This is a genomic window from Flavobacterium psychraquaticum (assembly GCF_034497725.1).
In the GTDB taxonomy this organism is placed as follows: domain Bacteria; phylum Bacteroidota; class Bacteroidia; order Flavobacteriales; family Flavobacteriaceae; genus Flavobacterium; species Flavobacterium psychraquaticum.
Genome location: NZ_JAXKVR010000030.1, coordinates 756,769 through 781,618, shown reverse-complemented (window position 1 = coordinate 781,618; position 24,850 = coordinate 756,769). Strand labels below are relative to the sequence as shown.

The window sequence follows — 24,850 nt, the reverse complement described above, 5'->3', positions numbered from 1 at the left end:
AGAAAAACCCAACATTGCGATAATGTTGGGTTTTGTATTTTATAGTTTAATGAGATTATAAAAACTTTAATATTTCCGCTTTTAATCGGTCGTATTCGCCTTGTAGAATTAAGCCGTTGTCTAATAATTTTTTATAATTCTGAAGTTTAGCAAACAATTCATCTTGTGATAAATCGGCCAAACCTTTTTCTTGATTTGGTCTTATTGGTGCTTCTAATTCCGTATCTCTGATAATGTCATTTGGCGTAGGCATTATTTCCGCATAAAGCGTTACTTCCTCTGTTGGCATTTCTTCAATTGCTTCTACTTCTTCCACCTCATCAATTGCTGGTTCTACAACCGCTTCGGGAATTGCTTCTACAGCTGTTGGTATTTCAACAATCGGTTCTGCTATTGGCGTATTTACTACTGGATTCTTCAACAAATCCAATTGCTCTTTGGCAAAAGTATATAATTTACGAGCTTGATTTTTCGGTAAATAATCAACTGTATGTGTCAAATCTGATTTAGTCGAAAAAGTAAATTCGGCACCTAAAATTCCTTCTTTCACAAACGAAGCTTCAATATCATTCCAATCATAATCAATGAATTCCATTGATAAGCCTAAATTCTTTGGTTTACATAAAATAATACGCTTATTTGTAACCACAATACTATCTGGAAAAAGAGTTACAGCTGGTTTTTTCTGAACCGCAATATACCCAACTTCCTCATTAGACATTAACAAATTATCCAATTTAGCCGTGATTTTCTCAATCGCTTTTGGGTCTTGGTCTTCGTTTAATATTTTTTTTAAATTGTCAATCATTCTGAAAGTTTAAAAGATTATGAGGTTATGAGTTTAATAGGAATCTTACTATTTAATACAAATGTAATACCTAATTTTCTAAATTCTCTATTTCGGTTTTTATATTTTTGGTTAATTTACTAAAAACCAAATCATAGGAATGATTAATTAATTCGCAAATCATTTTATCCGAAACATCGTTATTGAAATGAACAGTGTTCCAATGAATTTTGCTCATATGAAAACCAGGTACAATCGCTTCATATTCTGCTCGAAGTTCCAAAGCACGTTCTGGATTGCATTTTAAATTTATCGCTGGATTTCCCTTTTCCCAATTGGATAAAGAGGTTAATGCAAATATTTTTTCGCCAACTTTAAACACCAAAATATCTTCATCAAACGGAAAATGTTCGGTTACACCTCTTTTAGACAAGCAAAATTCGTAAAGTTGTTGAATATTCATTGTTTAGATTTGTATTTCAAAAAGTGCAAAACTTCCTTCCTTATAATGTTCAGGCAAATCTGCTGTCCATTCAATTTGACTAATTCCTTTATAGGTAAAACCGCATTTGATGTAATACTGATTTAACGGTTCGTTTCCACTTGTTGTATCTAATCGTACAAATTGTAAATCTTTTTCTTTACCGAATTCAATCACCCAGTCTACAATTTTCTGCACGTAATTGCGACCTCTAAAATCAGGATGTGTGGCAATTCGATGAATATAAACCGAAGGATCGCTATCAGCCTCTTTCCAAATAATCGGATCACTATAAGTCAGTACGAAAGTAGCACTAATCTGATCTTCATCTTGAATTATGAAATGTCTTCCTTCTGCAATTTCTTGTTCCACCATTTTACGTTCAAAACCTTTCCAAGTGTTTGTTCCTACTTTTTGTTGGAAAGCAGTAGCAAATTCGTAAAGTTCGAAAATAGCATCCGTATCGGTTGTTTGGCTTTTAATTATTTTCATAAGATATTTATTTTATATAAAAGAGGTTTACTCGGACTCGCATCATTTTCAAACGACGCGATTTGTAAATTTAAGAAATAACTTCCATCTGAAATTGTTTCATCAACATAAATCAGTTCGGTAATGGTGCAATACATTCGTGCATCTTCATTCAAATTATTCACATCTTTTACATTCCAAAATGCTTTGTGTGCCAATAATTTTCCTTCATCGTGTTCTTTATCGACACTTGGCAAGTCAATCAACAAATGTTGAATTCCTATTTCTCGAATAAAAATCGAAGCTTCTTCCGTTAAATAAGGCGGATTCGTATTCGAATATTTTAAATGTTTTTTAGTTTCGGAATTTGGTACTGTTCGGATGATAATTGCTTCTGATGATTTCCCGTTTAAAGCTTTTTCGATTTGTTCTTTAGTGATTACAAAATCGTCGCCAATTGCTTTCGGCTCGACCGAAATGAGTTCGGCTGTAAAGAAAAATTGCTTCAAACATTGATTAATGCTGTAAAAATCGCGTGTTATATGTCCCAAACATTCCGTGTGCGTTCCGTGTGCGTGCGGATTAAAGAAAATATTATTGAAATTTGTGGATGATTTTCCTTCGGATACTTTTCCAATCCATTCCGAAGCACCGGAACCCATTTTTACGGGTTCAATTTTAGGAATATCTTGATACCAAGCAATCGGATTTTGCTCGTTATTGGTCAAAGGAATCGAAATATCCAAAGGTTTAGATAAATCTATTGTTAAATTATTTATTGTTGCTAGCATAATGGAACGCGGATTTTACAGATTTTCAAACGCGGATTTTACAGATTTTTTTTTCTGCGTTGCTTGCATCCGTTTTATCTGCGTTCGATTTTACTCCAAATTTAGCAAAAACAAATCACTTGCAATTCCGTCTGTCAGAAACTTTCCTTTTTTTGTGGTTGTTAAAATACCATCTGATAAAGAAAGTAAATCGTCAGCGATAAACTTAGCACTTTGTTTATTCAGATAAGTTAAAAATTTTTCGCCAAATTCTTGTTCAATTCTTTCTAATGAAACACCCCAAATCGTTCGCAATCCAGTCATAATATATTCGTTATAACGATCGGTTTTAGTTAAATTTTCATTTTCAATCGGAATTTCATTTGCGTGAATCGATTTGATGTACAAACCATTATTAGAAATGTTCCAACCGCGATTTTTCCCGTCATAACTGTGTGCAGAAGGACCAATTCCAATGTATTTTTTTCCCAACCAATAACTTGAATTGTTCTTGGAAAAATAATCGGGTTTACTAAAATTAGAAAGTTCGTAATGAATAAATCCGTTTTCTTTCAAAGTTTCCACCAAAATATGAAATTGTTCTTGTGCTACTTCGTCATCGGGTTGATTGATAATCCCTTTTTTAATGAAATTATCTAAAGCTGTTTTCGGCTCAACCGTTAAAGCATAACTTGAAATATGCGGAATTCCGAAAGAAAGTGCTTTTTCAATGTTTTGTTTCCATTTTTCGTTACTCGAACCTGGAATTCCATAAATTAAATCCACAGAAATATTATCGAAATATTGGGTGGCAATTTCTAAACATTTTTGAGCTTCTTCCGAATTATGAGCTCGATTCATCAGTTTTAAATCATCTTCAAAAAAAGATTGTATTCCGATTGAAAGACGATTTACTTTATTTTTTGATAATTCGATAATTCGCTCTTCCGACAAATCATCCGGATTCGCTTCAACCGTAATTTCTGGATTTTCTACGACTTTATAATTACGATAAACTTCATCAATCAAAAACTTCAAATCGGAAATTGGTAAAATACTTGGCGTTCCCCCACCGAAATAAATGGTTTCGACAATTTCGTTTTTAAATTCGTCTTTTCGCATTTCAATTTCTTTCGCTAATGCCAAAATCATCTCATCTTTCTTCTTTAAAGAAGTAGAAAAATGAAAATCGCAATAGTGACACGCTTGTTTGCAAAAAGGGATATGGATGTAGATGCCGCTCATTTAGAAGTGTTCAGTGTTCAGGTTTTAGTGTTCAGTAAATGTATTGCGAAGTTACTCTTTCTTTACTCCAAATTTTTCAGGATTTAATATCATATAATTAATTAACTTTCCAATTTCAACACTATAATTAGTTAACTCATCAAACTTTTCAGAAGATATGTATTCACAAGCTAATGCATATTCTAACCAACCTTGAGTTTCGGAGTTTTCAGAATCAGCATCTGTAAGTTTACTGTGAAAATGTTTTGGATATTCTCTCTTCCTGTAGGCTTCAGCTATTGTAATTGTAACACTTCTTGAACTTCTCCTAATTTGATCTGTTAAAGAATAGGTTTCCTCTTTTGGAAATGTTTTAGTGACAACAAAAATTTTCATCGCTAAATCGAAACCTTTTTTATATGCTAATAAATCTTGAAATCTCATAATTTAATTTTTAAACTTTACCTACTGAACACTAAATACTGACCACTGAAAACTATTTTTTCACTCTATCTTCATTATTCTTCACAAAAGCATCCCAACCCGTATAACTTTTTTCGCCAACGACTTTTCCGGAATTGAAAAAATGACAAACTGCTGCTGCTAATCCGTCAGTGGAATCAAGGTTTTTTGGTAATTCTTTCAAGCCTAAAAGCTGTTGTAGCATTTTAGCGACTTGTTCTTTAGTAGCATTTCCGTTTCCAGTAATTGCCATTTTTATTTTCTTAGGTTCGTATTCTGTAATGGGAATATCTCTTGAAAGTCCGGCTGCCATGGCAACACCTTGTGCTCTTCCTAACTTTAACATCGATTGCACGTTTTTACCAAAGAACGGTGCTTCAATCGCAATTTCATCGGGATGGTGCGTGTCGATTAATTCGATCGTTCGTTCAAAAATGACTTTTAATTTTTGATAATGGTTGTCATATTTGGATAAAATCAATTCATTTAACTGAAGAAATTCCATTTTTTTGTTGACTACTTTTATCAATCCAAATCCCATGATCGTCGTTCCTGGGTCAATTCCTAATATGATGCGTTCGTTTGCCATTTTAATCTGCAAGGTTTTCGAAACCTTGTAGGTTTCAATTAATTTTATACCTACAAGGTTCTTAAAACCTTACAGGAATTTCGTTACTTTGTCGTAATGATTTCAATTCCTCACAAAGCTAAACAATTCCTTGTTTTTACCATCAAAATTTTGATTGTAATTGGTGCGTTTTATTTTATTTATGACCAAATTTCGAGTAATTCAAAATTAGATTGGAACAAATTTCAAAATTTGGTAGTCGAAAAAACCGCAATTTCCACAATGGTATTTATTTTACTATTTAGCGTTGCCAATCGCTATTTGGAAATATTGAAATGGCAGAATTTGGCCCGTTTCATTCAGCCAATTTCTGTGGGCGAAGCGAGTAAACAAGTTTTAGGAGCTTTAACAGCTGGAATTTTCACACCAAATGGTTTAGGAGAATATGCCGGAAAAGCATTGTTTTTCAAGAAAGAACAAACCAAACAAGTGATTTTCTTAAATTTGATTTGCAACGGAATTCAGATGATTCTGACTATTGTTTTTGGAATAATTGGTTTGCTTTTGATTGGTTATTGGAAATGGTCTTTGGGAATAATTGCAATTGCTGTTGGTTTGCTTTTCACTTCTTTTTTGTCGAAAAACATTACTATTAAAGGCTATTCGATTCAGAAGTTACTTCAAAAAATAAACGAAATCCCCAAAAAGATTCATCAGAAAAATATTCTTTTAGGGATTATGCGTTACATCGTTTTTTCACATCAATATTATGTTTTATTCTTGGTTTTTGATGTCGATTTACCTTACTTGACTTTAATTGGTTCGATTTCTGCCGTTTATTTTCTGGCTTCCTCTTTACCGAGTTTTCAGTTTTTAGACTTTGCTGTAAAAGGAAGTGTTGCGGTGTTTTTCTTTGGAAAATTAGGGATTAATGAATGGATTGTGATTTTTATTAGCATGCTAATGTGGTTTTTAAACGTAGTTTTACCGGTTATAATTGGAGCTTATTTTGTGATGCGATTTAAGTTGAAACCGATTGTGGTGGATGAAACATATAAGTCATAGAAGTTTGTTTGAAGGAATACGTTAGTTTGAAAAAACAGTTCATTTAAGTTTTTAAGATATCTTTGATTTTATGTTGGAACTAATTTTAAGTGTCGTTTTTATCGTTTATATCCTGTTTATTGGGCAACTGATTTATGGTTTTAACCGAATGAAACGTTTTACTAAAAACGATACCATTCCAACTACAAGCTTTTCGATAGTGGTTCCTTTCCGAAATGAAGCGGAAAATCTTCCTAAGTTGTTGCATACGATTTCCAATTTGAACTATCCAAAGGAATTGTTTGAAGTGCTTTTGGTCGATGATGATTCCGAGGAAGTATTCAGTGCTCAGTATTCAGTGTTCAGTTTGCAAGTAGTTAAAAACATTCGAAAATCGAATTCTCCAAAAAAAGATGCGATTGAAACAGCAATTGCGATCGCAAAAAACGATTGGATTATTACAACCGATGCCGATTGTTTGGTTCAGGAAAATTGGCTGAATTCTTTTGACCAACTGATTCAAGAAAAAAAATCGAAAATGATTGCTTCTGGTGTTTGTTATGTTCCGAAAAATGGTTTTTTACACGCTTTTCAAACTTTAGATTTCCTAAGTTTACAAGGTGCAACAATTGGAAGTGTTGGAATCAATAAACCATTTATGTGTAATGGTGCTAATTTTGCTTACGCTAAAACATTTTTCAAAGAGTTGAATGGTTTTCAAGGAAACGAGAGCATTGCAAGTGGTGATGATGTTTTCTTATTGCAAAAAGCAATTATTTCCGCTCCGAAAAGTGTTGGCTTTTTATATGCTAAAGAAAGTATTGTTGCTACGAAATCTGTTGAAAGTTGGACTGAATTATTTCAGCAAAGAGTGCGATGGGCTTCAAAAAGTACGGGATATTCTGCGGTTTATGGAAAAACGCTAGCTTTAGTAGTTTTCAGCGGGAATTTGGCTTGGTTAGTAGCTTTTATCTTTTGGCTAATTGGTTTATTAGATCCGAATATATTCTTACTTCTTATAGCTTCAAAATTTTTGGTTGATTTTATATTGCTCTTCAAAACAGCTAATTTCTTCGAATCGAAATTACAATATGTATTGGCAAGTAGTTTATTGTATCCTTTTTTTAGTGTTTCGGTAGCAGTTTATTCTTTGTTTGGAAACTATTCTTGGAAAGGGAGGACATTTAGAAAATAATTTTTTTTAACGATGATTTTGCAACACAGATTAAAGAAATTAAATAAATTTTTTGAACGCGGATTACACAGATTTGCTAAAGCGAAACGCGGGTTTTTACAGATTTTTATGATGAGCTATATAACTTTTAAATCAAATATTCTTCAAGTTAAAAGTGAAAGCGAATTTCACGACTTTACACTAATTGAATTTTGATAGTGAAATTGTTATTGCAATTGATTTATTTCTCCACTTTAATAATAACTGGAAGTACGAATTGCGTTTTAACTTTAATTCCTCTTTTAATTGCAGGTTCTACTTTTGGAAAATCAGATAAACGAGCGGTTAAAATGCTGTCAATTTTAATTTTGTCATAAGCTACGCTGTCTTTTGAGAATTGAGGTTCAAATTTCAGGCTGGCATCAGGATTTATAGTTACTTTGACTTCAATAGTGTCCATTTCTGGATATAACATTTGCAAGGTGTCAATACCGATTCTATCTTGAATAGTTTGTGCTAAATAATCGAAAAAGCATTGTTTTCTAATTGTTGCATCTTTAATTGTATCGCATTGTAAAACGGTTGGAAATTCGTCTACTTCATTCCAATTGATTTTTTGTAATTCTTGTTGCAATAATTCTTGCTCATCAGGTGCTTTTTTATCAAAGTACTGACAAGAGACTAACGAAAAAAGACAAAATAAAACAAACAATTTATTCATTTCAAATAGAATTACTTATACATTTGTAGCAAGACATTGCCAAAAATAACCATAATTTATGGAATACTTTTTATTAGTTGTAGGTTTTTTACTTGTGCTGGTTGGAATTGTTGGAAGCGTTCTACCTGCATTGCCTGGTCCGCCTTTGAGTTGGGTTGGGATTTTGTTGCTTTATTTCTGCCCAGGAATTCCAACAAACTATTGGTTGCTTGGTATTACTTTAGTAATTGCTATTGTAATTGGGATTTTAGATTTTGTAATTCCAGCAAAAGGCACTAAATATTTCGGTGGCAGTAAATATGGGATTTGGGGAACGAATATTGGTTTGGTTGTTGGAATTTTCGCTCCAATTCCTTTTGGATTTTTAATCGGACCTTTTGTAGGTGCTTTAGTTGGCGAACTTATTTACAATTCTAATGAAGGAAAACGGGCCGTTAAAGCAGCAACCGGTTCTTTTTTAGGGTTTTTGGCCGGAACTTTTATGAAGGTTCTTGTGAGTTTACTCTTTTTAGGATTATTCGTGGTTTTAGTTTGGCAAAATAGAATGGTTTCGTTTTTTCGATAAAAATAAAACTCATCCAACAAATTTGATTAAATACTGTTAAATGAGTTTTACTAAGATAATACCTTAAATTTCTTTGGTGTTATTCAATTTCCGTTACAACTTCTTCCTCTTCTTCGATAGAAAAATCGGTTTCACCTACAGCTACAACTTCTGGTTTAGACGCTTTTGCAGCATTAAATTTTTCAAGCTTTTCTAAATCGCCTTCTTCGCCACTAAAATATGGGAAGACATCCATAATCGTTGACTCCATAATCATCGGAATGGTATAATCGCCCATTGTTCCGTCCATTACTTTAATAGTATTGTCATAGGCTTCCTTTACATCATTTGCTTGAAGTAAAATATAGATATTGGTTTTACGCTCTTTTCCACTTTCTTCGTCATAAGCAATTAAGGCAATTTTCGATTTAAACCAACGATCGCTATTTTCAAACGGATGAATTTCAGAGAAATTAGCTACTTTAATATTGGTGATTTTAAATTCTTCACTAATATAAGCCGCCATTTCTTCGTTAATTCTTCTTTCTGCTTCAGTATACGAAATCGCGTCAATTAAATACGCTTCGGTTACTACTTTTTGAACTCCTGAATCGTCTGTTTTTCTAAATTTTACTTTGCATTCATACCAAGTTGCACTCATCTTTTCTTTTTTTTTTAGGAAGCCAAAGATAGCTTTAAACGTAAAAGAAAAGGAACATTTTTAAAAATAGATATTCACAATTAGGCAATATAATCGAAATAGTATAAATCAAAAAAGCTCTGCATAAATGCAAAGCTTTCCATTGGTCTAACTACTAAACCTTTTGGTACTTTCGTACCTAAACAACACAACTTTCTTTGATGCTTTATTTGGGCAAAAAAGCACCTCATTTCTGAAGTGCTTTACCCAATTTTAGCGGTCTGGACGGGACTCGAACCCGCCTAATTTAAGTGCTGATTATCAACCTAATAGCGCCTAACATAATAATCCGTTCCCTTTTTGAGTATATTTTTGATAAAAATACTTGAGATTTTAAATCTTATTTATTATTTCAAATGAATTAATAAACTCTTTAAATAATTTATCAGTACCTGATTTACTTGTTACTTGCAACATATAACTTTTCATATCTTTATGAAAATACACTGCTTTTGTTAATTTACCACCTTGCGTTGTTTCATAAAAAACAGCATCAAATTCTTTAAATGTTTTTTGTTCATTTTTTATTCCCATTTCATCAAATTTGGTCTGATAATATTGTAAATCTTTCTTGTTAAAATTGTTTATTTCTGCTTTATCTTTTCCGTTGAATAAGTTAGTCATATCACTTACATTTATGTTATAATCAACACCATTGATAAAAACATGATAAGGTCTCGAATAATTTGTTTGTCCGTTTTGTTGCCCATCTTCAAACCTTAACTTATCAAACAACAAGTTACCGCTACATTTAATCATAAAATTGTCATCAATAAAAACTTGGTAACCATCTTTTTTAGCTTCTTCTTCGTTAAATGAATTAGTGTTTGAAACAATATTATTTTTTGAAATTGATTTTATACTTTTTAATAAGTCATCATTTATATTCTTATTAAAACTATATGAATTAAAATATATTCTATTGCTGTCGTCTTCTATTACGCCAATTACTATATATGTTTGTAAAGAAACTAAACCTAATCTTTTACCAGTGTTTTTCTTTTCGAAAAAAGATATTTTTCCTTTAAAACCATTTTTGTCTATAATCTCACTTTTTACAAAGTATTTTTCTTTATAAATTTCTGAGTTATCATTTAATTTGGATACAATTTCAATTTCTTTATCTATATCAGTATTTATTTTTGCAGATGTACCATTAGCTACATCAATTTTGAGCATTGTATTATATGTGTCGTTTTTATAACTCCAAACACCACTCTCCTCTTTAACAAGATACTCCGGAAGTTCTATATTATAGTCATTTGTTAATACAGTTTCAATAAATTTATATCCATTATTTTTACAAGAAATAACAGATAAAACTGCTAAACATAAAACTGCTTTTTTTAATATTTTCTTCATTTTATTTTAAATAATTAGTTAGTTACAAGCTCTCAATAAGAACATCATCAATAAACCCGCTATTGAGTAATAAACAAAAGTCTCAATCATTTTCGAGCCCGCTTCTTTAGTAGCGTTTACACTTAATTCTCCAATTTCTTTTATTGTTTGTTTTGCTAAATCAACTGCTTGTTTTTTCGCATTTTGCATCCATTTTTTTAACGTTTCATCATTGAAATTGTATTCTTCATAAACTTCCTGTTTTTCCTTCTTTCCAAATCCCGAAGAAAAATTTCGTTCTTTTTTTGATTTATAAAACTCACCAAATTTTGTATGTTCAATGTCGTAGTGATATCTTGCTTCCTCATCCTTTAACATTAAATAAGCTTCATTTATGAGTTGCATTTTTTCATTTACATCTATATTTGGATTTTTATCTGGATGCCATCTTATAGCTTGTTTCCTAAATGCAGTTTTAATTTCTTGCTGGGTAGAATTTTTCTCTATTTCAAGAATTTTATAATAATCAACAAACATTATTTCTTGTCTAATTGATGATTATCATCATCATTTTTGCTCTCTTTTTTCCAAACAGCTTTAATTCCTGCTATCATTCCTCCAAAAAGAACAATTCCAAATATACCCGGAGTTGAATGTCCTGTACTACTTCTCGACGCGGTTAAAACACCTACGAAAAATATAAAACCAATAATAATTCCAATTGTTACTATAACTTTTGATGTGTTAGTCATTTTATTTATGTTTAAGGGTTAATGTTGTTTTGAATTAATTATTTAAAATATCTGCTATTCACTTGGTCGAAAATTTAATTATTTATTGTCATTATCGTCGTCGTTTATAATTAATTCATTTAATTTAAGATTTTCAATATCTATCTCTTTTGTGTAAAGAATATTGATCCGTTTAAGAATCATAAACAATAGGTAATCCTAATGAATTGTTTACCACCATTAAATTATATGCAATTTTATTTTCAAGGGCAGAAGCCAATTTGCTTTTATTGTGTTGTCTCTTTCTAAATATAAGGTCTGGACACGTAATTGTATAATTTTCTAAATTATCCGATACAAATGATTCTGCTAAACGGTAAGATTTAGAATATTCACCAGCTTTATAAGTTTCTGTCCCAAAATGATTTTTCTTAATTTCTATTACTGGAACTGTAGCATTTGTAGAATAAGTCAAAGCATTAATAATGTTTTTATATAATCTTGTATTGCTTCTACCTTTCTTATATTTTTCATTTAGAAGAGAAGAATGTAGATTTATCCATTTGTCCTCATCATCATCGTAAAATATAGTCCCTGTAAAATTTGAAACATAGTCTAAACATTTTTCAACTGCAAAAACCTTGTTGTTGTCAATCTTACTCCAAACTGCTTTTGGAAGTGCATTAATGTGTCTTTTTACTTTTTTGGGAATTGTAATAATTTCAGTACCTGAAAAAGATGTCGGAAAAGTGCTTGGATAATTTTCATAAAAATTGGCGCAAATTTCATCCTCATTGCCTTTAAACAAAGGGGTTACGGTAGGATTTTTATTTGTTGTTCCGTAAGTAACATTATTAGTAGTTGTTACTTGATTAGTAGTATTAGTTATACTACTAGATTGATTAATTAGATATGAATTATTAATTTCTTCTTCTAATTGGATTTGTTTTAAATTCATTAAATAAATTTTAAATTAAACATTTTTTGTCTAATTCAGATTTAAGTAATTTTTAGATTTTTTAGTAGTAGTAAAACTTGTGTTGGCAATAGTGTAAAATCCGGGATTTATACAAAGGTAATACGGATATTTGACATTTCCTAATTTATTTGGGTTTAATTTTAAAAAAAATGTTAATTTTATAAATAACCCCATAATTTACTAACTAATTATGGGATTATCATTAAACTTTTTCAGTGTTTTTTTGATAAAGCAGAGAACGGCTCAAAAGTTTGGGTATACAAAATACAACATAACTGCTTTGTTTTATAATTTTGTCAAGAATCTATTTTTAAATAATTATATCAAAATAAAAATAGCGATACGCCTTACCCTCTATCATATATATAGTTTGTAAGTCCATATCAACTTTAACTTCTTCAACAAGAACCACCTCGCCTGAATATAACGTGCCAATATTTTGAATAACAACGACACTAAAAGGACAAAATATCTTTTTTAGAAGATTATTCCACGTAATTATGTATAAAACATGTGGTGAACTGTATTTAAGTGTTTCGGAAAGTTCATTTTTTGTAATTTTTGCCATATTATTTAATATCTTTTTTAAAATTAGTCTCACTAATTCTATTCACTAAAAGCTATGTTATTATATTGTATAAAATAATTTGACTGACCTTTTTTAACCAAATTAGCTATGTGATTTATAAACTCGTACGCATTTACATTGCGTTCTAAATTACTGCTTATGTAAGTGCTCTTATTTGCTTCTGTAAAGAGATTATAAACATTCCATAAACTTATAAAACCATCGTTTGACTTCGAAAAGTTGACATCAGAAAAGTAATTTTTTACTATTAAATTTATTTGGCAATCATTAATTGTTAAAGGAAATATGGATTTCTTCATTTCTTTTTCTAAATGTGCAAACAATTTCATTTTGCCAATTAAAAAAGCAAATTGATTTTCAGTTAAAATATAAGTACTCATCTCTCTCATTATTTCAATATGCTCTCTGCTGTTATAAGTCTCAAACAAATCGCGTATGTGAACAGCGAGTTCACTCTCTGAACTAACTCTTAAATCCTCAATTAATCCATCAGTTGAAATACACAGATTCGTACACACTTTATTTTGAAATCCTATGAAAATTTTAAACTTCTCAATCGACTTCTTACTAAATAAATTCTCTTGGTTATAAGAACGCACACCTCCAATACAAAGATTTAATGTGTTTCCATTTACTGTTTCAGTAATCTCAGGTATTTCAAATAGAAACGCCATACGCTCATAGTAAATAGTTTTCTCATCTTCTAATAAATCTTTTGCTGGTTTCCCTATGGCTGATGGGGTTCTTCCTTTAATCACATGTGAAACTCGAATGTCTGGAACTAATTCACCTTGATACCCTAACGCTTCTTGAATTACTTCTTTTGCAGTATTGATAAATTGGTAATGTGAAATTGTAGTTTCATTATCCTTTGCAAAAACAGGAATAATACAATCCTCTTTGAGATGCCTCAAACTTACTTCAATTGTATTTGCTTCAATAAAACTAGTCTTGTTAGTGGTTACTATTGATTCATCACTAACAATTTGATTGCTATAACTTACTTGTACTGTCGATTCCATTTTGTAAATGTTTAGAATTAGAAATTATAATACTATTAGGTATTAGTTGTGCAGTTAATGCAGTCAATGCATCTTTCTTAGCTACTATCAAAGGGTATAATTCTTTATTAAATTGCAAATTGGAATTATAGATTTCTTTAAGCTCTTCTTCTGTTGTGCAATTTTGTATTTGAGTTGTTAATATTTCTAAAGAAACTCCTTGATTACACCAGTCTTTTAGCATTTTACCTGTTGAAGAATTAATTATAAATTCGGGCTTACCAACAAAAAGCCCTGTCCTATCTTTACTAACATTTACCAAATGCTTGTCGTTTAAAAACTCAAAATTAACAGTCAGCTCATATTCCCAACCTTCCCGTTGAATTTCTTTAGTACCCAATTTCATTACTTTGGTTTTCCCTGTACTATCTTGATCTAAACTATAGTCAACTTTTCTTCTAGAAGTGGTTATCACATGCACTTTAGACTGAATTATAGCATCTAGAAAAGAATTGTGACGCGGTGTAACTTTTGCCCAATCGCTAAAACGACCACCTAATGCTTCGTGAATTTCTAAACTACCTCCTTTTCCATTCCATTCGTGTGAAATTGAATCTATAATTAATACTTCAATGTCAGAATTTTCACAAACCTTGATAGCTTCAATGTATCTTTCTGGTGAGAAAGGCTCACCTAGAGCTAAAACATTAAAATCTCCTAGATGTGAATATAAACTCGCACTGTTATTTTCTGTATCAATAATTCCGATTTTATTCCAATCTTCAGTTATTCCAAATGCTAGTAATAACGCACTGTAGGTTTTCCCATAACCACTTGGACCAGACATGCCAACTTTTAGTTTCACTTGATGTCTTTTTGCTTTTTGTAATTTCATATAATATTATTTTAAAAATTAATTAATAAAAAAGAGGAACCTCCTAATGGAAATTCCTCTGTGTTTAATCTGAATGGCGTATAATAATAACTTGTTTATTCCACAAGTTCTCCTGTGTGAACATTTTGACTGATAACTGCGTCTTCATCACTCATATACTCATAGCGATGATGCCTTTCAATAACTTCTCCTGTTTGTTCAATGACAAATTGATAAGGGTCAACTTTAACTTTTGCAATTGTACCAGGAAATGATGTTCCTATTAAAGACATACACATTGATTCATCGAATGTGCACGAAACTCTTGCTGTTCTAGCTGTTAAATAAGTTTTGTTGGTCGCTTTGCTAACAACTGCCTCAACCCCTCCTTGAACCACTAAATAAATGAAATTTTCTCCTGTTTCTTTAGTGTAAACTTTGTAATCTGTAATTAGTACCATAGTCTTATAAATTTTATAGATTAATTTTTGCGAACTTTTCCGCAACATTTGACCAATGTGGAGTGATGGTTCTAATTACTAGCTATATCAACGGGGATAGCCCCCAATTTCAAAAGAGACTGGGGGCTTATTTTCTAATTAATCAACGTTTAACCTTATGATTTATAAAAAAAAATTAAAAAATATTTTTCTTGAAATTTAATTTTAGTAAAACATATGTGTTTGAAAATCAAAAGTAAAAGATTTACAATTTGGGCAGTAATTATTATTTTGATTTAATTGCAACTCAAAATTTTGATAGACATTATTATCTCCATTATAACCTTTTAAACAATCCTGTGTATAAAAAAGGTAATTAGAATTGTCTTTTTCAGAGATATAATTGATACTTTCTAGTTTTTCAGTAGCAACATTTATAGCCGGAACAGGGTTATTTGTTTCATAATCAAATCTACCTCCTCCATATCTAAAACTCGTCTTAAAGTTACAAATTCTACATTCTGCATCCATTATCTGTCCCATGATAATTAAACGATTATTTATTTCATTTTAAAGTTTTATAGTTTCTCTAATTTAAAATGATAAGTTAATAATTAAACTCTTTATTATTTTAAGTCAATTTTCAACTGTAGATTAAAATATTTTCTAAAATTTTCAGTCACTTTCTCTATAAAATTAATTTTAAATAATAAAGTATAATTTATACGTATTCACTTATAATGTAAAAACAAAATATAACAACTGATAAAAAAGGTAATATTAAAAAGAGAGAAAGACAACCTGATTTATTCGAGTTGGCATTAGATAACTTTTTAGCTGTAAAATCCATAAGGACTTGCTGATGGTCTGGGGAATGATTATGCGAAACCATTGTTTCAGAAATTAACTCTATCCAACTCTCTTTCGATATATCATAAGGCACTAATTCACTGGTTGTTTCAGCTTTTACCGTCGACTTTACAATTGTTGAAAATTTTAAAGCTACACTATTGCCCACTTCCCTTAATTCAATTTCTATTTCTCCTAATTTATTATTAAAAATAATAAAAGTCATTGAATAGCAAATTTTTGAGTTATCAAATCGAGTTAATCCTAAATCAGTTCCATGTTCCATGTCTCCGATAGCCTCACGGAAGTTTGGAAATCTGTTGAGAAGTTTATACATTATAATTTATTTAAATGTTTTTTCTATTTGCTGTAGCAACAACTATTTTATTCTTGTTCAATAATTTAACAGCATTAATTTCAGTTGTAGAATTTAATGAATTTATTAAATTATGTGAAAACTCAAGGGCCTCCCAGCGAGTTATTTCATTATTTACTTCCACTTTTAAAACACCATCATCAATAATTGCACTTTTAATATGCTCTAAACTCTCTAATTCAAGAATAATATTTTGGTGTGTTACCTTTAGCAGCTTTTGTCTATTTAATTCATTTTGTAGAAGATTTTGAAAATGTATGTCAGCAATCTTATTGTTGTTAACTTTTCTTTCCTTCTCTACAGTTTCTCTAGATTCATTCTCTTTAATAGCTATAATTACATAGAATAAAATCGTTACAACTATTATTATTAATATTATTTTCATTCTTTTAATTTATTAGATTAACAAATATAGGCAAATTTGCCTACCTATTAGATATCTTATTATGCGAATTTTATCCTGTGATAAAAAAGGATAAATCAGAAATATTAAAGTCGTTTGGTAAAAACCTTAGAAAAGCAAGAGAATCTAAAGGTTTCACCCAAGAACAACTTGCAAATGAATTAGATTTAGAGATTTCTCAAATAAGTAGAATAGAGAGAGGAGTAATTAACACCTCAATCTATACACTTTACCAGATTTCAACTTTTTTTGATATTGATTTAAATGAACTTTTTAATTTTCATGAATAATTCTTTTGCAATTATAGGTATAAAATGAACTTAATTTTTATGGTTTTCCGCATTATTAAAATTTAATTTTTTACTTAAGATATTCATTTGTTCGCTTACTTTACTTTGAACGACTTTAGCATAATGTTCTTGTGTAGTTGACAATTTTGAATGACCTAATAATTCCGATACAACTTCCATAGAAATGTCATTAATAAGTAAAACAGTTGTTGCAAATGTTTTTCTTGCAATATGATGTGTCAGATTAAATTCTATACCTACAATTGTGGCAATCTCTTTTAAGTAAGCATTAAATTTAGGGTTAGATATTTGAGGTAGTACAAATTTTGAATTATTTTGATATTTATCAATAATAACTTTGGCTTGTGGTAGCAATGGAACATAATAATTTTTATTTGTTTTGTTCCTTTCTATTTTTAACCATTCATTACTATCAAATCTTACTATAATGTCACTATATTCTAGATTAATCATTTCTTTAAAACCTAATCCTGTATAACAGCAAAATACAAACATATCTTTAATTTGCTGAAGTCTTAAAATATCAAAATTCTTATCTTCTAGGCATCTTAATTGTTCTTTATCTAAAAAAATAATTTCTTTTTTTACTCTTTTAGCTTTGTATCCATAAAAAGGATCTTTATCTATATGATTTTGACTTATAGCATATGAAACAACTTTACGAAACCTCTGTATAACCTTGTTTAAGGTGCTTACCTGTAAGTTCTTTTCTGCTTTAAGGAAATACTCATAATCAACAATAAAACTGTATTTAAGCTCACTTATTTGAATGTCACTCTTCTTAAATTTCCATTTAACAAAAGATTTTAAGTGAACGAGAGATTCCTTGTATTTACTATAGGTAACCAGTTGAATATCTTTTCCAATCAACTTCTCAATTCTCAATAAATAATTATCGTAAATTTCAATAAGTTTAAATTCTTTAACAATTGGCTTGCCTACATAAAGGTTATAAATATCGTCGACTGTAAACGCAGAGTTGATAACTTGTAAATATAAAAAACCCTGATTAATTTGGTTTTTAATCAGGGTTAATTGTGCATTAATATAATTACTGTCATCATCTATGACCTCAAGTTCTTGAAATGAACTATTCCATGTTTTTGGTCTAACAAATAGACTTGTTGTAAATTGTTTTCTCTTGTCTGAGTAGGTCAAACGACAAAACACAGGTGCTTTACCATCTTTTCTAATTCTTGTTTTTGACACAATAAATGCTAAATTTAATTTTTTCATGGCGTATAATTTTAAGTGATTGTATATCAGTGTTTTAATATGCAACCTAGAAATAAAAACTGCAACCTATTTTGCAACCTTTTTTTATGTATTTCTAAGCTTTTTTATGTTTTTTAAGGGAAGAATAGTCTTTTTTAAAAGACCAATAAGAAAGTATTTTGAAGCGTGAAAATTGTCGAAATAGTATAAATCAAAAAAGCTCTGCATAAATGCAAAGCTTTCCATTGGTCTAACTACTAAACCTTTTGGTACTTTCGTACCTAAACAACACAACTTTCTTTGGTGCTTTATTGGGGCAAAAAAGCACCTCATTTCTGAAGTGCTTTACCCAATTTTAGCGGTCTGGACGGGACTCGAACCCGCGACCCTCTGCGTGACAGGCAGATATTCTAACCAACTGAACTACCAAACCAGCGCCTAATTGCGAGTGCAAATATACCACGATTTTTCATTCCTGCAAATGTTTTAGTAAAATAATTTCATCTTTTTTTGATCGTTTTAGCCAAACTTTTGTTTTTCAGCCAAATAGGTCAATAAAATTTTTTCGAATTTTTCGTCTACCGCAACCGGAACATACTTAATTTGATATTGCATACAGGTTGTTTCTATTGTTTTAAAATAGTCTTGTACTGCTTTTTGATAAAATTCTTGAGTATTTTCTGCAAAGAGATTCACTTCTTCACCAGATTCAAGGTCGATAAATTTTCTTGGTGTATTATCAAAATCAAAATTTAACTCAGTTTTTTGATCATATACATGAAAAACTACTACTTTATGCTTGTTGTGTTTTAAATGTTGTAAAGCTTTAAATATTTTATCATTGTCTTCTGTTTGAAACATATCAGTAAACAGAATTATCATCGAACGACGGTGAATGTTTTCGGCTATTTGGTGCAAGAAAGTTACCGTATCTGTAGTCCTAGTCGTTTTGTTCTGTAATAAAATGCCTTCCAGTTGGTTTAAAATCATTCGATGATGGCGATCACTTCCTTTTTCTGGTGAGTAATATTCATAAGTATCGCTATAAACACTCAAACCAACAGCATCGCGTTGTTTTTTAAGCAAGTTCATTAGAACTGCCGAAGCCAATACTGAAAATCCAATTTTGCTCGCATAAAACAAGTCATTGTCCTTTAATTTCGGATAATGCATAGACGATGAGTTATCGATAATTAAATGGCAACGTAAATTAGTTTCTTCTTCATAACGTTTCACATATAATCTATCGGTCTTAGCGTATAATTTCCAATCAATATGACGGGTGCTTTCTCCTGGATTATAGATTTTATGTTCCGCAAATTCAGCAGAAAAACCGTGAAAAGGCGATTTATGCATTCCAGAAATAAAACCTTCCACAATTTGGTTGGCTAAAAGTTCTAAATGTCCAAAACTTGAAATTTTTTCTATTTGTGATTCTAAATTCATATAGTAAAGATAACTAAGATTTTCGGATAATAGATTTTCGGATAATAGATTTCTTGAAACATCAGGGCGCTATTCAGAAATTAAGCCAGAAAAGATTGAACGAAAATTATACAAATGCTTCGCAACGCGGAAAAAAACAATCCGAAAGAATGAAACTTATCTGATTTATTTGTAACAAAAAAGGCTCAACTTTCATTGAACCTTTTCATTAACTTCTTATCTACTATAATAATGCATCAACTGCATCTGTGTAAGTTTTCTTTGGAGCTACTCCAACTTGTCTTCCTACTACTTCTCCGTTTTGGAAAATTAATACTGTTGGGATGTTTCTAACACCATATTTTGCAGCGAATTCTTGGTTAGCATCTACGTCTACTTTTCCAACAACTGCTTTTCCGTCATATTCTGTTGCGATTTCGTCGATAACTGGACCAACCATTCTACAAGGACCGCACCAAGCTGCCCAAAAATCGACTACTACTGGTTTGTCTGATTTTAAAACTACTTCATCAAAAGTAGCATCTGTAATTGCTAAAGCCATATTTTTTTTATTAAGTTACGTGTTTATTATAAGTACAAATTTAAAAATTAAATCGTAATTAAACCTCTTTTAGAAATTAGTTTTCGTTATAGCCTCATTAGCAGAACTTATGACCGTTTGATAATTTATCTAATTCAGCTTAAAATTCAACTGCATTTTTTCTAATTCCTGAAGCAATTCTGATGAAATATTTACTTTTAATTTTCTACTTGGCATAGTAAGTCTTGTTTTTACAATAACTTCTTCGACTGGTGGAACATCAATTGCAATAGCTTCAATATCCTCCAATTCTTCTGTACCAATTTCATCAACAATATCTTCTATATCAATTTCTGGTTCATCTTTTACTTCAAGTATCGGCATTTCGATTGCTTTTTTAATTTTTTCCAATTCTACCACTTCAATGGTAACATAATTATCCCCAGCATTAGCGCCAAAAAGTTGGTTTAAATTCTGAACCAAATTTTCGTTAATTTCTTGAATTGAAAATTGTAAAATTAATTTTTTAGCAAATGTTGGCAAGACTTCAATCAGCATTTTAACGTCTAAAAATTGAATTCGTGGTTCTGATTTTTTACCCGTTTCTCTATTGGTAAATCCATCTTTTACGTTTAATTTAAGATAAACGAATTGATTTTGGAGCAAAAAATGACGGTATTTTAAATATTCTTCTCCAAAGATTCTAAACTCATAATTCTCATCATAACCTTCCAAAACAAATGAACCCCAACCGTTACCGTTTTTTGCTGTTCGATGTTGGACATTCGTTACAATTCCACCAAAAGAGAGATTTTTACCAATATGAAGTTCTAAACTTTTTAAGGTATCTAATTTGGTATTGCAGAAGTATTTCATCTCAAATTTATAATCATCTAAAGGATGTCCTGAAATATAAATCCCAACGACTTCTTTTTCTTTAGCTAATTTTTCCATAGTACTCCAATCTTCACATGGCGGCACAATTGGTTCTGCAATTTGAACATCAGAAGCATCACCAAACAAACTTACTTGCGAAGAATTTTCATTCTCTTGAAATTTTGCACCATAGCGAATTGCTTTCTCTAAAAACGTAATATTATCGCCATCGTGTTGAAAATATTGTGCTCTTATAGTTTCTGAAAAACCATCAAAACCTCCAGCTAAAGCTAAATTTTCAAAAGCTTTTTTATTGGCTGCACGCAAATCTATTCGTTTTGCCAAATCAAAAATTGACTTATATCTTCCGTCTTTTCTACATTCAACAATAGTTTGTACGGCATTTGCACCTACTCCTTTAACTGCTCCCATTCCAAAACGAACCGCATAATTTTCATTTACGGTAAATTTATAGAATGACTCATTCACATCTGGACCTAAAACTTCTAATCCCATTCGCTTACACTCTTCCATAAAGAACGAAACTTGCTTGATGTCATTCATATTGTTTGAAAGCACAGCCGCCATATATTCCGCTGGATAATGTGCTTTTAGATAAGCCGTTTGATAAGCAATCCAAGCATAACAAGTAGAGTGCGATTTGTTGAAGGCATAACTTGCAAACGCTTCCCAGTCTTTCCAAATCTTCTCTAAAACCTTTGGGTCGTGCCCTTTTTCGGCGGCACTATCAATGAATTGTGGTTTCATTTTGTTCAAAACCTCAATTTGTTTTTTACCCATTGCCTTCCGCAAAACGTCGGCATCACCTTTTGAAAAACCCGCTAATTTTTGAGACAAAAGCATCACCTGCTCTTGATAAACCGTAATTCCGTAGGTTTCTCCAAGAAATTCTTCACACGCATCTAAGTCGTATGTAATTGGTTCTTCACCATTTTTTCTGCGTACGAAAGAAGGAATATATTCCAATGGTCCTGGTCGATATAATGCATTCATCGCAATTAAATCGCCAAAAACGGTTGGCTTCAATTCTTTCATATATTTCTGCATTCCAGGCGATTCGTATTGGAAAATCCCAACCGTTTCCCCTCTTTGGAACAACTCGTATGTTTTTTCATCGTCAATTGGAAATTCGTCGGGATTCAAATCGACATCCAAACGGTATTTCACTAATTTGACAGTGTCTTTAATTAAGGTTAGGGTTTTTAATCCCAAGAAGTCCATCTTTAATAATCCAGCACTTTCGGCAACCGAGTTATCAAATTGGGTGACATATAAATCGGAGTCTTTTGCGGTAGTAACGGGAACGTAATTCGTGATATCATCTGGCGTAATGATTACTCCACACGCGTGAATTCCTGTGTTTCGCATTGAACCTTCTAGCACTTTTGCTTGCTGAATGGTTTCTCCGGCTAAATCTTCCGAATTTGCAATTTCGATTAACTCTCTTACTTTATCAAATTCTTCTGAACGTAAGGCTTTCTTTACAACCGCTTCATCTTCCGACAGGAATCGTGCTAAATTCCATTTGGAAGGCATTAAACCTGGAATCAATTTTGCAATTCGATCGGCTTCAAAAAGTGGCAAATCCAACACACGAGCTGTATCTCGAATCGCAGATTTAGTCGCCATTTTACCGTAAGTGATAATCTGAGCAACTTGACTTTTTCCATATTTATTGATAACGTAATCCATTACTCGACCTCGACCTTCATCATCAAAATCGATATCGATATCGGGCATTGAAACCCTATCTGGATTTAGGAAACGCTCAAAAAGTAAGTCATATTTAATGGGGTCAATATTTGTAATTCCCAAACAATAAGCCACGGCGGAACCTGCGGCAGAACCCCGACCTGGTCCAACGGAAACATCCATTTTTCTAGCTTCGGCGATGAAATCTTGTACAATTAAGAAATAACCTGGATAACCTGAATTAGCAATTGTGAGCAGTTCGAAATCCAAACGTTCTCGGATGGCATCAGTAATTTCTAGATAGCGGTTTTCGGCACCTTTGTAAGTTAAATGTCTTAAAAAACTATTTTCACCTCTTTTTCCTCCATCTGAATTATCTTCATCTACTAAAAATTCTTCTGGAATTCCAAATTTTGGAAGTAAAACATCTCGATATAAGGAATAAGCTTCGACTTTATCGATTACTTCTTGAATATTAATAATCGCTTCGGGCAAATCTGCGAAAATTTGCTTCATTTCATCACTCGATTTGAAATAATATTCCTGATTAGGCATTCCGTAACGATAACCTCGTCCACGACCAATTGGCGTTGCTTGTTTTTCTCCATCTTTTACACACAACAAAATATCGTGTGCATTCGCATCTTCTTTATTAACGTAATAAGTATTGTTCGTTGCAATAAGTTTTACATCGTGTTTCTTCGCGAAAGCGATCAATGTTTTATTTACCCGATTTTCATCTTCCTGCTTGTGACGCATTAATTCCAGATAAAAATCAGCTCCAAATTGTTCTTTCCACCAAATTAAGGCTTCTTCCGCTTGATTTTCTCCGACATTTAGAATTTTAGCTGGAATTTCACCATATAAATTCCCAGACAAAACCATAATATCCTCTTTATATTGTTCCACGATTTTTTTGTCGATTCGTGGCACATAATAAAATCCGTTAGTAAAAGCTAATGAAGACATTTTAGCTAAATTGTGATAGCCTTTTTTATTTTTTGCCAATAAAACAACTTGATAACCGTTGTCTTTTTTGGTTTTATCGGCGTGGTTTTCACAAATATTGAATTCGCAACCTACAATCGGTTTAATGACCGTTTCAGTTGGTTTTTCTCCTTCATCAATAAGTGCTTTATTTTTAGCTTCTGCTGCTTTATTATGATTGAAAATAGCACTTACAAAGTGAAAAGCACCCATCATATTTCCGGTATCAGTCATTGCCACAGCAGGCATTTTAAATTTTGCCGAAGCTTTTACAATATCGTTTATTCCGATGGTCGATTGTAAAACTGAAAATTGCGTATGATTATGTAAATGAGCATAAGCTGCATCTTGTAAATCGGCCTTAACATCTTCTGTAATAGTAGCTTGCTCGTCTTCCTTTTGGATTTTTTGCAAACGTGCTCTAATGTCGTCCGAAGCTTTTTTAAGATTGATGTGTTTTAATCCAATCAATTGAATTTCGCCGATATTCTTCTCGCGAAAGCGTCTGAAATAATCGGGAGTAACATCTAATTCTTCTTTAGTAAAAACTTCTCTTTTAATTAACTCTAAGAAACATCTAGTAGTGGCTTCCACGTCGGCCGTAGCGTTATGGGCTTCCGAGAAAGGTTTATCAAATAAATACTGATGTAATTCGGTAAGTGTTGGTAGTTTAAATCTTCCGCCTCTTCCTCCGGGTAATTTCAATAAATTTGCCGTTACTTCTGTACACGTATCTAAAACGGGCATTTTTGACATATCCGAACCAATATTCATACGGTGGAATTCACATCCCATAATATTTACATCGAATCCCAAATTTTGTCCGACAATAAATTTAGTTTTTGAAAGCGCGATGTTGAATTTCTCTAAAACTTCTGACAATAAGATACCTTGTTCCATCGCCAATTCTGTAGAAATACCGTGAATACGTTCAGCATCATAAGGAATATTAAAACCTTCTGGCTTAATTAAATAGTCTTGATGCTCGATCAGATTTCCCATTTCGTCATGCAACTGCCAAGCAATTTGAATACAACGTGGCCAGTTATCGGTATCGGTAATGGGAGCCGACCAACTGCGCGGTAATCCAGTGGTTTCTGTATCGAAAATTAAGTACATCTATCTGATTGTTAAGGAGTATGAGAAAAATAAAGTAATTTTTGTCTAACAACAAAAATACATTTTATCCTAAGTACTACCAAAGTAAGTTATCAACAAAACAAAAAGCCATCTGAATTACTTCAGATGGCTTA

Annotated in this window: 28 protein-coding genes and 1 tRNA gene; 4 read left to right on the top strand and 25 right to left on the bottom strand. The window is 31.5% G+C overall.

Going from position 1 to position 24,850, the window contains the following annotated elements; translation table 11 throughout:
• Positions 1-55: 55 nt before the first annotated feature.
• From T1L09_RS13370 to ruvC, 7 genes are all read right to left on the bottom strand, one after another.
• Complete coding sequence (locus T1L09_RS13370; RefSeq protein WP_322551469.1) at positions 56-808, bottom strand: PH domain-containing protein; 753 nt, start codon at positions 806-808, stop codon at positions 56-58.
• A gap of 70 nt (positions 809-878) precedes the next feature.
• Positions 879-1,250, bottom strand: a complete 372-nt coding sequence (locus T1L09_RS13365) for an MmcQ/YjbR family DNA-binding protein (protein ID WP_322551468.1) — start codon at positions 1,248-1,250, stop codon at positions 879-881.
• A 3-nt stretch (positions 1,251-1,253) separates the two neighbouring features.
• A complete protein-coding gene (locus T1L09_RS13360) occupies positions 1,254-1,760 on the bottom strand; it encodes a GNAT family N-acetyltransferase (RefSeq protein ID WP_322551467.1) in 507 nt (168 codons plus the stop codon).
• Positions 1,757-2,530: a cyclase family protein gene (locus T1L09_RS13355; RefSeq protein ID WP_322551466.1), complete on the bottom strand. Its 774-nt coding sequence runs from the start codon at positions 2,528-2,530 to the stop codon at positions 1,757-1,759. Before T1L09_RS13355 ends, T1L09_RS13360 begins: the two co-directional genes overlap by 4 nt.
• A 90-nt stretch (positions 2,531-2,620) precedes the next feature.
• Complete coding sequence (gene hemW / locus T1L09_RS13350) at positions 2,621-3,754, bottom strand: radical SAM family heme chaperone HemW (RefSeq protein ID WP_322551465.1); 1,134 nt, start codon at positions 3,752-3,754, stop codon at positions 2,621-2,623.
• Positions 3,755-3,805: 51 nt separating this feature from the next.
• A complete protein-coding gene (locus T1L09_RS13345) occupies positions 3,806-4,177 on the bottom strand; it encodes a four helix bundle protein (RefSeq protein WP_322551464.1) in 372 nt (123 codons plus the stop codon).
• Positions 4,178-4,229: 52 nt separating this feature from the next.
• Positions 4,230-4,784: a crossover junction endodeoxyribonuclease RuvC gene (gene ruvC, locus T1L09_RS13340; protein ID WP_322551463.1), complete on the bottom strand. Its 555-nt coding sequence runs from the start codon at positions 4,782-4,784 to the stop codon at positions 4,230-4,232.
• A gap of 96 nt (positions 4,785-4,880) precedes the next feature.
• Between ruvC and T1L09_RS13335 the strand changes: the two genes are divergently transcribed.
• Together T1L09_RS13335 and T1L09_RS13330 are read left to right on the top strand one after the other, a co-directional pair.
• Positions 4,881-5,828 (top strand): hypothetical protein, encoded by a 948-nt coding sequence (locus T1L09_RS13335; protein WP_322551462.1) that lies wholly within the window; start codon positions 4,881-4,883, stop codon positions 5,826-5,828.
• Between the two features lie 148 nt (positions 5,829-5,976).
• Positions 5,977-7,002, top strand: a complete 1,026-nt coding sequence (locus T1L09_RS13330; RefSeq protein ID WP_322551461.1) for a glycosyltransferase family 2 protein — start codon at positions 5,977-5,979, stop codon at positions 7,000-7,002.
• A 220-nt stretch (positions 7,003-7,222) separates the two neighbouring features.
• On the opposite strand, the gene T1L09_RS13325 is transcribed toward T1L09_RS13330, so the two are convergent.
• Positions 7,223-7,702 (bottom strand): hypothetical protein, encoded by a 480-nt coding sequence (locus tag T1L09_RS13325; RefSeq protein WP_322551460.1) that lies wholly within the window; start codon positions 7,700-7,702, stop codon positions 7,223-7,225.
• A 58-nt stretch (positions 7,703-7,760) separates the two neighbouring features.
• Between T1L09_RS13325 and T1L09_RS13320 the strand changes: the two genes are divergently transcribed.
• Positions 7,761-8,267 (top strand): DUF456 domain-containing protein, encoded by a 507-nt coding sequence (locus T1L09_RS13320; protein ID WP_322551459.1) that lies wholly within the window; start codon positions 7,761-7,763, stop codon positions 8,265-8,267.
• 79 nt (positions 8,268-8,346) lie between these two features.
• Here the strand turns inward: T1L09_RS13320 and T1L09_RS13315 are convergent, their stop codons facing one another.
• The 12 genes from T1L09_RS13315 to T1L09_RS13260 all read right to left on the bottom strand — a co-directional run bounded on the left by T1L09_RS13315 (position 8,347) and on the right by T1L09_RS13260 (position 16,511).
• Positions 8,347-8,907 carry a DUF4494 domain-containing protein gene (locus T1L09_RS13315; RefSeq protein ID WP_322551458.1) on the bottom strand — a complete coding sequence of 187 codons (561 nt, stop codon included), beginning with the start codon at positions 8,905-8,907 and terminating at the stop codon, positions 8,347-8,349.
• A gap of 372 nt (positions 8,908-9,279) precedes the next feature.
• Complete coding sequence (locus tag T1L09_RS13310; protein WP_322551457.1) at positions 9,280-10,308, bottom strand: hypothetical protein; 1,029 nt, start codon at positions 10,306-10,308, stop codon at positions 9,280-9,282.
• 18 nt (positions 10,309-10,326) lie between these two features.
• Positions 10,327-10,824 (bottom strand): DnaJ domain-containing protein, encoded by a 498-nt coding sequence (locus T1L09_RS13305; RefSeq protein WP_322551456.1) that lies wholly within the window; start codon positions 10,822-10,824, stop codon positions 10,327-10,329.
• Positions 10,824-11,039 carry a hypothetical protein gene (locus tag T1L09_RS13300; RefSeq protein ID WP_322551455.1) on the bottom strand — a complete coding sequence of 72 codons (216 nt, stop codon included), beginning with the start codon at positions 11,037-11,039 and terminating at the stop codon, positions 10,824-10,826. Before T1L09_RS13300 ends, T1L09_RS13305 begins: the two co-directional genes overlap by 1 nt.
• Before the next feature lie 172 nt (positions 11,040-11,211).
• Entirely contained in the window at positions 11,212-11,976 is a 765-nt protein-coding gene (locus tag T1L09_RS13295; RefSeq protein WP_322551454.1) for a hypothetical protein, read from the bottom strand.
• Between the two features lie 331 nt (positions 11,977-12,307).
• Entirely contained in the window at positions 12,308-12,565 is a 258-nt protein-coding gene (locus T1L09_RS13290) for a hypothetical protein (RefSeq protein ID WP_322551453.1), read from the bottom strand.
• A gap of 38 nt (positions 12,566-12,603) precedes the next feature.
• Complete coding sequence (locus T1L09_RS13285) at positions 12,604-13,608, bottom strand: DUF3871 family protein (protein WP_322551452.1); 1,005 nt, start codon at positions 13,606-13,608, stop codon at positions 12,604-12,606.
• Positions 13,580-14,482, bottom strand: coding sequence for an AAA family ATPase (locus T1L09_RS13280; protein WP_322551451.1), 903 nt, complete (start codon positions 14,480-14,482; stop codon positions 13,580-13,582). Before T1L09_RS13280 ends, T1L09_RS13285 begins: the two co-directional genes overlap by 29 nt.
• Before the next feature lie 95 nt (positions 14,483-14,577).
• Positions 14,578-14,922: a hypothetical protein gene (locus T1L09_RS13275; protein WP_322551450.1), complete on the bottom strand. Its 345-nt coding sequence runs from the start codon at positions 14,920-14,922 to the stop codon at positions 14,578-14,580.
• 204 nt (positions 14,923-15,126) lie between these two features.
• Complete coding sequence (locus T1L09_RS13270) at positions 15,127-15,444, bottom strand: hypothetical protein (RefSeq protein ID WP_322551449.1); 318 nt, start codon at positions 15,442-15,444, stop codon at positions 15,127-15,129.
• Between the two features lie 178 nt (positions 15,445-15,622).
• Positions 15,623-16,087, bottom strand: coding sequence for a hypothetical protein (locus T1L09_RS13265; protein WP_322551448.1), 465 nt, complete (start codon positions 16,085-16,087; stop codon positions 15,623-15,625).
• A gap of 10 nt (positions 16,088-16,097) precedes the next feature.
• Positions 16,098-16,511, bottom strand: a complete 414-nt coding sequence (locus T1L09_RS13260; RefSeq protein ID WP_322551447.1) for a hypothetical protein — start codon at positions 16,509-16,511, stop codon at positions 16,098-16,100.
• Between the two features lie 77 nt (positions 16,512-16,588).
• On the opposite strand from T1L09_RS13260, the gene T1L09_RS13255 reads away from it, so the two are divergent.
• Positions 16,589-16,819, top strand: a complete 231-nt coding sequence (locus T1L09_RS13255) for a helix-turn-helix domain-containing protein (protein ID WP_322551446.1) — start codon at positions 16,589-16,591, stop codon at positions 16,817-16,819.
• Between the two features lie 30 nt (positions 16,820-16,849).
• On the opposite strand, the gene T1L09_RS13250 is transcribed toward T1L09_RS13255, so the two are convergent.
• The 5 genes from T1L09_RS13250 to dnaE form a co-directional block, all read right to left on the bottom strand.
• Positions 16,850-18,076 (bottom strand): site-specific integrase, encoded by a 1,227-nt coding sequence (locus T1L09_RS13250; protein ID WP_322551445.1) that lies wholly within the window; start codon positions 18,074-18,076, stop codon positions 16,850-16,852.
• A 338-nt stretch (positions 18,077-18,414) separates the two neighbouring features.
• Positions 18,415-18,488, bottom strand: a tRNA-Asp gene (locus tag T1L09_RS13245).
• Between the two features lie 86 nt (positions 18,489-18,574).
• Positions 18,575-19,501, bottom strand: coding sequence for a DUF58 domain-containing protein (locus T1L09_RS13240; protein ID WP_322551444.1), 927 nt, complete (start codon positions 19,499-19,501; stop codon positions 18,575-18,577).
• A gap of 223 nt (positions 19,502-19,724) precedes the next feature.
• Positions 19,725-20,042 (bottom strand): thioredoxin, encoded by a 318-nt coding sequence (trxA, locus tag T1L09_RS13235; RefSeq protein ID WP_322551443.1) that lies wholly within the window; start codon positions 20,040-20,042, stop codon positions 19,725-19,727.
• A 129-nt stretch (positions 20,043-20,171) separates the two neighbouring features.
• Positions 20,172-24,716, bottom strand: a complete 4,545-nt coding sequence (dnaE, locus tag T1L09_RS13230) for a DNA polymerase III subunit alpha (RefSeq protein WP_322551442.1) — start codon at positions 24,714-24,716, stop codon at positions 20,172-20,174.
• Positions 24,717-24,850: the final 134 nt, after the last annotated feature.